The 13,236-nt window shown below is 37.0% G+C and carries 13 protein-coding genes; 8 read left to right on the top strand and 5 right to left on the bottom strand.

Annotation, left to right across the window (positions count from 1 at the left end; all coding sequences use genetic code 11):
• Window positions 1-22: 22 nt before the first annotated feature.
• The 3 genes from glmM (at window position 23) to KP712_RS02245 (ending at window position 2,557) form a co-directional block, all read left to right on the top strand.
• Window positions 23-1,357, top strand: a complete 1,335-nt coding sequence (glmM, locus tag KP712_RS02235) for a phosphoglucosamine mutase (protein ID WP_111407353.1) — start codon at window positions 23-25, stop codon at window positions 1,355-1,357.
• A gap of 59 nt (window positions 1,358-1,416) precedes the next feature.
• Window positions 1,417-1,896 carry a phosphohistidine phosphatase SixA gene (gene sixA, locus KP712_RS02240; protein WP_215770500.1) on the top strand — a complete coding sequence of 160 codons (480 nt, stop codon included), beginning with the start codon at window positions 1,417-1,419 and terminating at the stop codon, window positions 1,894-1,896.
• 235 nt (window positions 1,897-2,131) lie between these two features.
• Complete coding sequence (locus KP712_RS02245) at window positions 2,132-2,557, top strand: perilipin family protein (protein WP_215770501.1); 426 nt, start codon at window positions 2,132-2,134, stop codon at window positions 2,555-2,557.
• 62 nt (window positions 2,558-2,619) lie between these two features.
• Here KP712_RS02245 and KP712_RS02250 read toward each other — a convergent pair whose 3' ends face one another.
• From KP712_RS02250 to moeA, 3 genes are read right to left on the bottom strand one after another with little or no spacing between them, the layout of a single operon-like run.
• Window positions 2,620-2,940, bottom strand: a complete 321-nt coding sequence (locus tag KP712_RS02250) for an HI1450 family dsDNA-mimic protein (protein WP_179222760.1) — start codon at window positions 2,938-2,940, stop codon at window positions 2,620-2,622.
• A 20-nt stretch (window positions 2,941-2,960) separates the two neighbouring features.
• Window positions 2,961-3,692 carry a molybdopterin-synthase adenylyltransferase MoeB gene (moeB, locus tag KP712_RS02255; protein WP_215770502.1) on the bottom strand — a complete coding sequence of 244 codons (732 nt, stop codon included), beginning with the start codon at window positions 3,690-3,692 and terminating at the stop codon, window positions 2,961-2,963.
• A gap of 3 nt (window positions 3,693-3,695) precedes the next feature.
• Window positions 3,696-4,910, bottom strand: a complete 1,215-nt coding sequence (gene moeA, locus KP712_RS02260; RefSeq protein WP_215770503.1) for a molybdopterin molybdotransferase MoeA — start codon at window positions 4,908-4,910, stop codon at window positions 3,696-3,698.
• A gap of 149 nt (window positions 4,911-5,059) precedes the next feature.
• Between moeA and folE the strand changes: the two genes are divergently transcribed.
• Window positions 5,060-5,716 carry a GTP cyclohydrolase I FolE gene (folE, locus tag KP712_RS02265; protein WP_215770504.1) on the top strand — a complete coding sequence of 219 codons (657 nt, stop codon included), beginning with the start codon at window positions 5,060-5,062 and terminating at the stop codon, window positions 5,714-5,716.
• Window positions 5,717-5,764: 48 nt separating this feature from the next.
• Here folE and KP712_RS02270 read toward each other — a convergent pair whose 3' ends face one another.
• Window positions 5,765-6,373 (bottom strand): chalcone isomerase family protein, encoded by a 609-nt coding sequence (locus tag KP712_RS02270; protein ID WP_215770505.1) that lies wholly within the window; start codon window positions 6,371-6,373, stop codon window positions 5,765-5,767.
• Window positions 6,374-6,500: 127 nt separating this feature from the next.
• On the bottom strand, window positions 6,501-7,895 hold the full coding sequence (gene fumC / locus KP712_RS02275) for a class II fumarate hydratase (protein ID WP_215770506.1): 1,395 nt from the start codon (window positions 7,893-7,895) through the stop codon (window positions 6,501-6,503).
• A 234-nt stretch (window positions 7,896-8,129) separates the two neighbouring features.
• Between fumC and KP712_RS02280 the strand changes: the two genes are divergently transcribed.
• From KP712_RS02280 to valS, 4 genes are all read left to right on the top strand, one after another.
• The gene (locus KP712_RS02280; RefSeq protein WP_215770507.1) at window positions 8,130-8,564 is read left to right on the top strand and encodes a DNA polymerase III subunit chi; all 435 of its coding nucleotides are present in this window, start codon (window positions 8,130-8,132) and stop codon (window positions 8,562-8,564) included.
• A 3-nt stretch (window positions 8,565-8,567) separates the two neighbouring features.
• Entirely contained in the window at window positions 8,568-8,879 is a 312-nt protein-coding gene (yqfB, locus tag KP712_RS02285) for a N(4)-acetylcytidine aminohydrolase (RefSeq protein ID WP_215770508.1), read from the top strand.
• An 88-nt stretch (window positions 8,880-8,967) separates the two neighbouring features.
• Window positions 8,968-10,269 (top strand): biosynthetic peptidoglycan transglycosylase, encoded by a 1,302-nt coding sequence (locus KP712_RS02290; RefSeq protein ID WP_215770509.1) that lies wholly within the window; start codon window positions 8,968-8,970, stop codon window positions 10,267-10,269.
• Window positions 10,270-10,290: 21 nt separating this feature from the next.
• Window positions 10,291-13,155: a valine--tRNA ligase gene (valS, locus tag KP712_RS02295; protein ID WP_215770510.1), complete on the top strand. Its 2,865-nt coding sequence runs from the start codon at window positions 10,291-10,293 to the stop codon at window positions 13,153-13,155.
• Window positions 13,156-13,236 lie beyond the last annotated feature (81 nt).

The raw sequence follows: 13,236 nt of genomic DNA on the forward strand, positions 1-13,236 counted from the left end.
AAAAAATTAAAGGAATTTTATTATGGCAAATCGTAAATATTTTGGAACAGATGGTGTGCGCGGAAAAGTAGGGGCTTATCCAATTACACCAGATTTCGCATTAAAATTAGGCTGGGCTGCGGGAAAAGTATTGGCTTCTCAAGGTTCTAAAATGGTTTTAATCGGTAAAGACACCCGAATTTCTGGATACATGTTGGAATCAGCCCTTGAAGCAGGTTTAGCCGCGGCGGGATTATCTGCTGCATTTACCGGCCCTATGCCTACTCCTGCTATTGCTTATTTAACCAGAACTTTCCGTGCTGAAGCGGGGATCGTGATCTCAGCCTCTCATAATCCTTATTATGATAATGGCATTAAATTCTTTTCAGCAAAAGGGACTAAATTACCTGATGAAATTGAAGAAGCAATTGAAGCGATGTTAGAGCAACCTATGGATTGTGTGGAATCTGCAGAATTAGGTAAAGCAAGTCGTATTAATGATGCAGCAGGACGCTACATTGAGTTTTGTAAAGGCACATTCCCAGCTCACTTAGGCCTGGAAGGTTATAAGATCGTGGTAGATTGTGCAAATGGTGCAACCTATCATATTGCACCTAACGTGTTGAGAGAGCTTGGTGCAGAAGTCATTGAAATTGGTACGGATCCAAATGGTTTGAACATTAATGAAAAATGTGGCGCAACTGATGTGACAGCGTTGCAAGCTAAGGTTATTGAAACGAAAGCTGATGTTGGTTTAGCTTATGATGGTGATGGCGACCGCATTATGATGGTTGATCATTTAGGAAATAAAGTCGATGGCGACCAAATTCTCTTTATTATTGCGCGTGAAGCATTGCGCTCAGGTCAATTAAAAGGCGGTGTCGTTGGCACATTAATGAGTAATATGAGCTTAGAGATTGCGTTGAAAATGCTTGGCGTTCCTTTTTTACGTGCAAATGTAGGTGACCGTTATGTATTGGAAAAAATGGTTGAAAACGATTGGACGCTTGGTGGTGAGAATTCAGGACATATTATCATTGCGGATAAAAATACAACTGGCGATGGCATTGTTGCGTCATTAGCTGTATTGGCGGCAATGGCACAGCATAAATTATCATTAAATGAATTAGCGAGTGCGGTTAAATTATTCCCACAAGTGTTAATTAATGTACGTTTTGCGGGTGGGGATAATCCACTTGAAAGTGACGCTGTAAAATCTGTTGCCGCAGACGTTGAAAAACGTTTAGAAGGCAAAGGTCGTATTTTATTGCGTAAATCGGGTACGGAACCACTTATTCGCGTTATGGTGGAATGCCAAGATGCTGAACTTGCACAACAATGTGCAGAAGAAATTGCAGAAGTAGTTAAATCTCATTAATTTTTTAACCGCACTTTATTTAGTGCGGTTTATTTTTATCAAATGCTTAGGAAAGCAAAATGAATATTTTTATTATGCGTCATGGCGAGGCTGAAGTAATGGCTAATAGTGATAAAGCTCGTCGCTTAACTGCCTATGGTATTAAACAAGCCTTTACTCAGGGGCAATGGTTAAGAAAACAGTTAGAGTTAGCCACGCCAGATCGTATTATTATTAGTCCTTATGTGCGAGCACAAGAAACTTTCGAGCAGGTAAATCAGGCTTTTAATGGTGAACTATCATCAAAAATAGAAATTTGGGACGGCGTTACCCCTTATGGCCATGCAGAAATGGTGACGGATTATTTTTCTGTATTGCGTAATGAAGGTATAAAATCTATATTTATTATTTCTCATTTACCTTTAGTCAATGAAATTGTAGCAGAGCTCTATGGAAAGCGAAATCCAATCAGTTTTTACCCAGCCACTATTGCATGTTTAAATTGGTCTGGACAATATGCAAAAATTCTCATGTATAAAAATGCAGATACGTTGATCTAATTGTATTATTAATGATCAAACTAATGGTTGTTTATCTTTACAAAAAATAAATATTCTCCATGGAACTTTATAAATATATTTTATTTATCAATTGGTTAGGTGTATTTCTGTTTGTAAAGATTTTTAAAGAAATGTAAATTTTTATTTTACCTATTTCCTTTTTAAGAAATATGCGTAAACTACGCCACACAAAGCAATAGGGCTTTGCAAAATGAATAGTAGATGGAGATTTATCATGAAAAAATTAGCATTAGCTGCATTGGTGTTGGGTTCAACGGTCGCGTTAACCGGTTGTTTTGATAAAGATGAGGCCACACAAAAAGTTGCAGAGGCAAAACAAGCGGCGACTTCAGCTGTTACAGATGTGAAAGAAGCTGCAACTAATGCTGCAGCAGATGTAAAAACTACTGCACAGCAAGCTGTATCTGATGTGAAGGATATGGCGAGCAACGCTGTAGATTCTGCAAAATCAGCGGCAGCAGAAAAAATAGCTGAAACTAAAGATGCAGCTATGGCTAAAGTTGAAGATGCGAAGAATGTGGCAATGGAAAAAGTTGAACAAGCCAAAAATGCAGCATCTTCAAAAATGGAAGAAATGAAACAATCTATAGGTGAAAAAGCGAATCAAACAATTGATGCGGTGAAAGAAGCTGCTAAATAATTCTGTGATTAAATAGAAAAATCCCTATTGTGAATTCAATAGGGATTTTTTAGTATTTGATATTATTTTTTCCAGATAACATGAAATTCACGATTTTCTTCTCGGTGAGAAATTAAAAATTTTGCAAATATATCGTCCATTTCATCTTGATTGTTTACTAATCCAACCCAAATCTCGGCATATTCATTTGGATCGATGAGTACGCCAATTTCGTCTTCCCAGTTATCGGCAGTTTCTACAAACTCAACACCTCCTCGTTCTTCAAATTGTAGGTTGAAGAGAAGGATATCGGCAGGATCAAGATTTTCACTTGCCATTTCTAGAAAAATATCGTACGCAATATCAATTGCTGTATCAGGATCAAGTTTTTTGATTTCAGTCATCATAAAATATTCTCATAAAACTAAGGGGTATTTATTGGTAATTTTATTTCTCGAATGTTCATTGAAAAGCCATCAATAATGAGTAATCTACCACATAAATTCTTGCCAATTTTTAAACGTACTTTAATTGCTTCTAATGCTTGAATAGAACCAACAATCCCAACAATTGGGGCTATTACTCCTGCTTCTACACAACTTAATATATTCTGTCCAAATAATTTACTTAGTTCACGATAGGTTGGTGTATTTGATTCATAGGTAAAGACTGAAATCTGGCCTTCCATTCGGATTGCCGCACCAGAGATTAAGGGAATGTGAGCTTTCTCGCATTGGTGATCAAGTTGATTGCGAATATCGACGTTATCAGTGCAATCTAAGACAAGATCAAAGTGCGGTATTAATTCGGCCAGTTTTTCTTCGGTTAGTTTTGCATTTATTGTTTGAATATCAATATGTGGGTTAAGCTGTTCTAGAGCTATTTTAGCAGATTCAACTTTTGGCATATTCAGTCTAGCATCACAATGAAGCACTTGACGTTGTAGATTGGAAAGTGAAACATGGTCAAAATCTAATAGGGTTAGGTGTCCTATACCTGAAGCGGCTAAATATTGACTAGCCGCACAGCCTAATCCACCTAAACCTACAATGAGAATTTTGCTCTCTTTTAGTTTTTCTTGTCCTTCAAAATCAATCGATTTAAGAATGATTTGCCGGTTATATCGTAGCTCTTCTTCGTAACTTAATTCAGTCATAGGTTATCCCAATAAATGATTGAAGAGTTCTATGGTTACACGTTCACCTGCTGATACATTGCCACGCTCTTGTTCTAATACAATAAAACAATTACTTTTTATGAATGCACTAAATAAGTGAGATCCTTGAAACCCAACAGACTTAACCTCAATTTGTCCTTGTGAGTTGATGTGATAAAAACCTCGTTGGAAATCTACGCGACCAGGAGATTTTTTTAAGTTTGTTGAAGCAATTGCTGAAAAACGTGCTGGATTTTTCCATTGTTTTTGACCTTGCAATTTTGCAATAAGGGGCTGAACGAGTTGATAAAAAGTAACAAGTGCAGAGACAGGGTTACCAGGTAAGCCACAAAACCATGCATTTTCTAGTTTACCAAAAGCGAAAGGTTTACCAGGTTTAATGGCAAGTTTCCAGAAATTAATTTCACCTACTTTTTCTAATACTGTTTTAGTGAAATCGGCTTCTCCAACAGATACCCCACCACTGGTAATCACTAAATCAGCCTGCTTTTGTGCAGATATAAAGGCTTTTTCAAATTCAGCCTCATTATCTGGTAATAATCCTAAATCAATAACTTCACAATGAAGTTTTTCTAGCAGTAATTTTACGGTGAATCGGTTTGTATCGTAAATCTGTCCAATTTGTAACGGTTTACCTACCTCGACAAGTTCGTCCCCAGTGGAAAGTATGGCAACTTTTAATCGATGATAACATTTTACTTCTGAGATACCTAAAGAAGCTAATAATGGTAAAGAAACGGCATTTAATTCACCACCTTGTGTTAATACAATATCTCCTTTTTTAACATCCTCTCCAATACGACGAATATTTTGATTGATTTTAGGTAATTCAGAGAAGGTGATTGTTCCGTCTTCATTTATGTTGACTTGTTCTTGCATTACGACAGCATCAGCTCCTTCAGGAATCATTGCCCCAGTCATAATTCTTATTGCACTCTGAGCAGGCCATGATCCTTGAAATGGTATTCCTGCAAAGGATTTACCTGCAACAGAAAGGGTCAGTGATTTTTCTAAATCAGCTAAACGTACAGCATATCCATCCATCGCAGAATTATCAAAAGAAGGGACATTAATAGGGGAAATAACATCTTCTGCACAAATTCTATTAGCGGCTTGTTGTAAATTAAGTGTTTCAATTTGTGTAGGAAAGGTGAGCTGTTCTAGCATATTATTACGGGCTTGATCCAACGTGAGCATAGAGATTCCTTAATTAAAGTAAAACTTAAAGTATTGTAGTCTGAAAAATCTTAAAACTAAAGATTTCATTTTACTTAGTGATTTTTCTCATTTTGCGTTCGCTTTATCCTTTGTTAGAATAACTCATTATTTTTTTAGGAAAGACTGTTATGACCGATATTTCACAAGATGCAATAAGTGTACGCAATGCTTTAATTGCTAAGGGCATTGAAACGCCGATGATAGATCTAAACCAATGTAAAGAAGCACGTCGCTTAGGTATTGAAAAACATATGCATGAAGTGATGAAATTAATTGGATTAGATTTACGAGATGATAGTCTTGAAGAAACACCTAATCGTTTGGCAAAAATGTTTATTGATGAGATTTTTAGTGGAATGGATTATGCAAATTTCCCTAAAATGACAAAAATTAAAAACCAAATGAAAGTGAGCGAAATGGTGCAGGTTAATGATATTACATTGACGAGTACTTGTGAGCATCACTTTGTTACGATTGATGGTAAAGTTTGTGTGGCATACTATCCAAAAGATTGGGTTATTGGTCTTTCGAAGATTAATCGTATTGTGTCGTTTTTTGCACAGCGTCCACAGGTACAAGAAAGGCTAACAGAACAACTTCTCACAGCTTTTCAAACTATTTTAGAAACAGATGATGTCGCCGTTTATATTAAGGCAACACACTTTTGTGTGAAAGCGCGGGGAATTAAAGATACAAATAGTTATACTATTACTTCTGCTTATGGAGGCGTATTTTTAAAAGATCGTGATACGCGTAAAGAATTTCTTGCTACTATTCAAAAATAAAATGGAAATAAAATCGCCGCACTTTTTGACAAAAGGCGGCGTTTTTATTTATCCAAAAGATTTTCTCTCTTGATTTAACAGATAGTTTGGCGGTAGTTCAGGCGTAGAATCTTGTTCATCAAAGGATTCAATTTCAGGTTTGAGATAAAATTCAGCCGCTTCATGATTGCTTTTCGTTTTGCCTAATAATTGCGGCTGCAGTTTTACAAAAGTGCTATTAGGTGCAAGCCAGATGCCTATAAATGCCTGATTAAATTTAGCATCAAAATCGTGTTCCAAAACAGTGTCGTTTAAGACAAAGTAGCCTCTATCTGGTAAGGCAATATAGTTCAAGATATCATTTGGTGAGAAATCCGGAAATATGGATTGCATTTCTTTAAGCCAGCTTTGAGTATCGCCATCATTAAGTTTTAAGGTTTCGATTTCTTTAATAAGCGTAATCGCAAAATTTTTTCCTTCAATGGGTTTTTCATATTTGAAAGAGAGCATTAATGGGTGTTCATTTTCTTGATAAGTGCCAGTTTCGGAAAATAAGCCAATGGTATAAACATGGAAGGGCCCCCAAGTGTATTCGGCATTTCCGATGGGTTGCCAATGAGCAAAAGGTGCGGCAGAAAAAAACGTGATTATTGCCACAAAAAGGGATTTCATTTTCATAATAAATTGCCGTGAATAAAATTGTGTTGATTATAACAAACCGCATCAAAAAACAAATTAGAAATGAGTAAAAAGGCGAGTAATTTTACTCGCCTTTGATCGTTGTAATGTTAATTTATGTGATGAATTATTTTAAGCTACCCACCATATCTTCTGGGCGAACCCATTTATCAAAATCTTCGGCAGAAACTAATCCTAAATTAATCGCTTCTTCACGCAATGTTGTGCCATTTTTGTGCGCCGTTTTTGCAATTTTAGCGGCGTTTTCATAGCCAATATGCGTATTAAGTGCGGTCACCAACATCAATGAATTTTCAAGTTGTTGTTTAATTCGTGGATAGTTCGGCTCAATTCCCATTGCACAGTGTTCGTCGAAAGATATGCAAGCATCGCCCAATAATTGAGCAGATTGTAAGAAGTTTGCAATCATCACAGGGTTGAACACATTTAATTGGAAGTGACCTTGTGAACCTACAAATGCGATTGTGGTGTCGTTACCAAATACTTGTGCACAGACCATTGTCATCGCTTCGCATTGAGTTGGGTTGACTTTACCCGGCATTATTGAAGAACCTGGTTCATTTTCAGGAATTAAAATTTCACCAATTCCTGAACGTGGGCCTGATGCTAATAGACGAATATCGTTCGCAATTTTAAATAAACTCATTGCTAATTGACGTAATGCACCGTGAGTTTCAACAATCGCATCATGAGCCGCTAATGCTTCAAATTTATTATCTGCAGTAACAAACGGGAGTGCGGTGAATTTCGCAATGTAATCTGCCACTTTCACATCATAGCCTTTCGGCGTGTTCAAACCTGTGCCAACCGCAGTACCACCCAATGCTAATTGACTTAAATGCGGAAGAGTATTTTTTAATGCTTTTAAGCCGAAATCTAATTGAGCTGCATAAGCTGAAAATTCTTGACCTAATGTTAATGGGGTAGCATCCATTAAGTGAGTGCGGCCAATTTTTACCACGTTTTTAAAAGCTTCAGATTTTGCCGCAAAAGTTTTTTGTAAACGTGTAACACAAGGAATGGTGTATTCAACTACTTTTTTATATGCCGCAATGTGCATTGCTGTTGGGAAAGTATCATTTGAAGATTGTGATTTGTTCACATCATCATTTGGGTGAATAATAGATTTTTCACCTAATTTTCCACCGTTTAACACATGAGCACGATTTGCAACTACTTCGTTCACATTCATATTGGATTGTGTACCAGAACCGGTTTGCCAAATAACGAGTGGGAATTGATCATCCAATTTATTTGCTAAAATTTCGTCACAAGCCTGAGCAATTAAATCACGTTTTTCAAGAGGTAATACACCTAAATCATGATTAGCAAATGCGGCTGCTTTTTTCAAATAGCCAAAAGCTTCGATAATTTCATGTGGCATTGATGCGGCAGGACCAATTTTAAAGTTATTGCGTGAACGTTCAGTTTGCGCAGCCCAGTATTTATCTGCGGGAACTTGAACTTCACCCATTGTGTCTTTTTCAATACGAAATGCCATTCTGTACTCCTATGAATTGAATGAAAATTAATATCGGATTGATTTTAACACTTCAGAGTTATGAGTGGAACGTAACAAAAACGTTAAAAATCAGTTTTGTGACATAGATCATAAAAGTGCGGTGGATTTCCACGCATTTGTAATAATGTATATTTAATTATTTATTTTTTAGGGTTTTTTCGTTAAAATTTCGCTCTTTTTATTGGGCAAGATTGAGAAAATAATGGGGCTAAAATGGCAAAAACTGCACAATTTTACATTCTTACGGAAGATTGTACGTTAACTGTCGAAGAAATAGCCTGTAATCTTGTTGCCTCAATATGGCGATCAGGGAAAAAAGTATTGATTAGCTGTGAAAGTGAGGCTCAAGCGCTAGAAATTGATGAGCGTTTGTGGCAACGAGATCCTAATGAATTTGTTCCACATAATTTATCGGGTGAGGCAACACAATATCCCACACCGATTGAGATTTCATGGTTTGGAAAACGAAATTTACAACGCCGTGATGTATTAATTAATTTGCAACAAGAAATCCCAGATTTTAGTCATAGTTTTACCCAAATTATTGATTTTGTACCGAAAGATGACGTCTTAAAAACACAAGCCCGAGAACGCTATAAACAATTACGTCTGCAAGGTTGGAATCTTTCTACTGAAAACGTGGGTTAATAAATGAACGACATTACCTTTTATCAACGCTTTGAAGCCGATATTCTCGCAGGGCGTAAAATCATCACCATTCGAGATAAATCCGAAAGCCATTTTAAAGCAGGCGATATTTTGCGTGTTGGTCGCTTTGAAGATAATCAATATTTCTGCATGATTGAAGTGTTAAGTGTTGCGCCGATTACCCTTGATGAACTAACGGAACTGCATGCGAAGCAGGAGAATATGAGGTTGGAAGAATTGAAAGAGGTGATTCGGGGGATTTATCCAAATGAAAATAGTTTCTATATGATTGAGTTTAAATTTATAGATGCCTAAGCTTTTAGAAAGCTATAAGTGTATATTGATATTATTTAAATGCTAAAGTGAAAGGACGATATTTGGGATATTTTATTTAGGTGATTTTATGTATTTTCAGCAATACTATCCAACATATGGATATGAGAATAGAGATATCGTATTAAAAGAATTTGAGGATGCTTTACGTATTTCCAATACTCAAAGTCAGCTTTATAACCAACTAGCTAATGCTTTTTTGGCTATTATCACTTTAGGTTTTACTTTGTTTAGTAAAGAACCTAATAGTGGAGCTGTTAGTTTTTTTAGTAATCATTTTTTTATTTCTTATGTTTTTATATTTTTTATATGTTTTTTTGTTTTAACTTATTTTATTGAATTACAAAAAACTATTGTAGTGAATGTAAGGAAAGTTATTACTCTTAGAAGGATACTTGGTCTAGATTATGGTTCTTTGCAGTTAACAATACCTAATTGGAGAATTGAGGGTGCAACTAATCCATTTTGTATAAAGTTATTTCCTGGTTGGTTCCGATTTGGTAGTTGTCCGTTTTGGTTAATAATACTCGTTTTAAATTTTTTATGGTGGTCTAACTGTAATGTTATTTCAATTGAGCTTGTAAGAGATTATTGGTGGGTAATAAATTTATTAATAACATTTTTATCAGCTATTTATTATAGAGTTAAGTTTTTAGAGTTACATGAAACTTTATTCTTATTGTTAACAAAGATGATTTCAAAAGTACTTGGCATTAAGTTAGTTGATGATTTTGAGTATGTTTTGTATAGATTAAAACTAAGTTCATGTGAAAGCGAGCGTATAAAGTGTGATTTTTCTAAATTAAATGAATTGCTTGTGAATATCGAGGATCGTAAGTTCCTTTCACATAATGGTGTTGATTTTAAGGCTCTGGTTAGAGGATTTTTATCCTCATTTTGCTATATTAGAAAAAAGACTGGTTGGTTGAAAAGTGGTGGTTCTACGATATCAATGCAGTTATGTAGAACGCTGTTTATATTTAGTTCAAAATATAAGTTTAGACGGAAGTTTATTGAGGTTTTATTGGCTTTTTGGTTAGACAATCAATTCTCTAAAAAAGATATTTTAAAATATTATCTGGTTTCGGTGAGATTTGATAAAGGGGTTAATGGGGTTATTGGTGCTATATCACATTTTTTTTCATATAAACATAATACTACAAATGTTTTTGCTGAGAATAATTATAGTCTCACATGGGAGGAGTCTTTTTTCTTAATTGAAAGGTTATCAAATATTACCTCAACATATACAGAGAGTCGGATTTTATCGCTATACGATAGACTTGAAGATAATGAGAAAATTGACAAAAAACGTCTATTAGATATTTACAAGTATATGGAATTTAGGGAAATTCTAGTGAAAAATAATTAATAAACCAAAGAGAAAAAATAAATGACACAAAAATTCGAAATGGCAGACCGTTTTAATCCGTCTGCGGTAGAGCAAGCCCTTTATCAACATTGGGAAGATAGCGGTTATTTTAAACCGTCTGAAAATGAAAACGTGCCAAGCTATTGCATTGCGATTCCGCCACCGAACGTCACAGGTTCCCTACACATGGGGCACGCTTTCCAACAAACCTTAATGGATACTTTAATCCGTTTTAACCGTATGGAAGGGCATAACACCTTATGGCAAGCGGGGACAGACCACGCGGGTATTGCGACCCAAATGGTGGTGGAACGTAAAATTGCGGCTGAAGAAGGCAAAACTCGCCATGATTATGGTCGTGAAGCGTTCATCAACAAAATTTGGGATTGGAAAGCCTATTCAGGCGGCACAATCAGCCAACAAATGCGCCGTTTAGGTAACTCAATCGACTGGGAACGTGAGCGTTTCACTATGGACGATGGTTTATCTAACGCTGTAAAAGAAGTGTTTGTGCGCTTGCACGAAGAAGGGTTGATTTACCGTGGCAAACGCTTGGTAAACTGGGATCCAAAACTTCACACCGCGATTTCTGATTTAGAAGTGGAAAACAAAGAGAGCAAAGGTTCTCTTTGGCATTTCCGTTATCCGTTAGCCAACGGTGCAAAAACGGCGGATGGTAAAGATTATTTAGTGGTGGCAACCACGCGTCCAGAAACCATGTTGGGCGATACAGCGGTGGCGGTGCATCCTGAAGATGAGCGTTATCAATCTTTAATCGGTAAAACTGTGGTTCTGCCATTAGCTAATCGTGAAATTCCAATTATTGCGGATGAATATGTTGATCGTGAATTCGGTACGGGTGTGGTAAAAATTACCCCTGCGCACGACTTTAACGACTACGAAGTAGGTAAACGTCACAGCTTGCCAATGGTTAATGTATTAACTTTAAATGCAGATATTCGTGATGAAGCCGAAATTATCGGTACTGACGGCAAACCACTTGCGGGTTATGAAGCGATGATTCCTGCGGATTTCCGTGGTTTAGAGCGTTTTGCTGCACGTAAAAAAATCGTGGCAGATTTTGAAGCACTAGGTTTATTAGACGAAATTAAACCACACGATTTGAAAGTGCCTTATGGCGACCGTGGCGGCGTGCCGATTGAGCCGATGCTAACTGACCAATGGTATGTTAGCGTGAAACCGCTTGCTGATGTAGCAATCAAAGCAGTAGAAGACGGCGAAATCCAATTCGTACCGAAACAATATGAAAACCTTTACTTCTCTTGGATGCGTGATATTCAAGATTGGTGTATCTCTCGCCAACTTTGGTGGGGACACCGTATTCCGGCGTGGTATGATGCTGAAGGTAGCGTGTATGTCGCGCGCAACGAAGATGAAGTGCGGTCAAAATATAACTTAGATTCTGCGGTTGAACTCAAGCAAGATGAAGACGTGTTAGACACGTGGTTCTCATCTGGTTTATGGACATTCTCAACTTTAGGTTGGCCAGAGCAAACCAAAGAACTCAAAATGTTCCATCCAACGGATGTGTTAATCACGGGCTTTGACATCATCTTCTTCTGGGTTGCACGTATGATTATGTTTACGATGCACTTCGTGAAAGATGAAAACGGCAAACCACAAGTGCCATTCAAAACGGTGTATGTAACAGGCTTGATCCGTGATGAGCAAGGCCAAAAAATGTCGAAATCGAAAGGTAACGTACTTGACCCAATCGATATGATTGACGGTATCAGCCTTGAAGATTTACTTGAAAAACGTACTGGCAATATGATGCAGCCGCAATTGGCAGAGAAAATTGCTAAAGCAACGCGCAAAGAATTCGCTGAAGGTATTGCAGCTCACGGTACAGATGCATTACGTTTCACATTAGCGGCATTAGCTTCAAATGGTCGTGATATCAACTGGGATATGAAACGTTTAGAAGGCTACCGTAACTTCTGTAACAAATTATGGAATGCAAGCCGTTTCGTGTTAACGAATGAAAAATTGGATTTAAGCGAAGGCGAGATCGAATTCTCATTAGCCGATCGTTGGATTCAATCCGAATTCAATCGCACAGTGGAAACTTTCCGTAACTCATTAAGCCAATATCGTTTCGACCTTTGTGCTAACGCAATTTATGAATTTACCTGGAATCAATTCTGTGACTGGTATTTAGAATTGACTAAACCAGTATTTGCAAATGGCAATGCAGCACAAATCCGTGCGGCAAGCCAAACTTTGGTTCACGTGTTAGAAAAATTATTACGCTTAGCACATCCGCTCATTCCATTTATTACCGAAGAAATTTGGCAAAAAGTGAAAGGATTCGTGGGCATCACTGCAGACAGCATTATGTTACAACCTTTCCCACAAGTGGAAGAGAACGGCTTTGATCCTGAAGCAGAAGCTGAAATTGATTGGTTAAAAGAAGTGATTGTTGCAGTACGTAATATCCGTGCAGAAAGCAATATCGCACCAAGCAAAGGCTTAGATCTGTTATTCCGTAATTTAAGTGCAGAAAACGCAAAAATTCTCGAAAAACAGACCGCTCTTTTAAAAGCCATGGCGAAGTTAGACAACGTTCAAGTGTTAGCTGCAAACGAAACCGCACCGCTTGCGGTAGCGAAACTCGTCGGCAATGCGGAATTACTCGTGCCAATGGCTGGCTTTATCAATAAAGAAGCTGAGCTTGCGCGTTTAACTAAAGAGATTGAAAAATATCAAAACGAAGTTAAACGTATCGAAAACAAACTCAGCAACGAAGCTTTCGTGGCTAAAGCACCAGAAGCAGTGATTGCAAAAGAGCGAGAAAAACAAACAGAATACCAATCTGGATTAGAAAAAATCCAAGAGCAGTATAAAGCGATTGAGGCGTTGTAGTTTTTGATATTAAAAAACAGCTAATTTATTAAATATAGATTAGCTGTTTTTTTATTCATAATAAACTTTATTTAAGTGATA

Source organism: Haemophilus sp. SZY H68, from assembly GCF_018829685.1.
Taxonomy (GTDB): domain Bacteria; phylum Pseudomonadota; class Gammaproteobacteria; order Enterobacterales; family Pasteurellaceae; genus Haemophilus; species Haemophilus haemolyticus_K.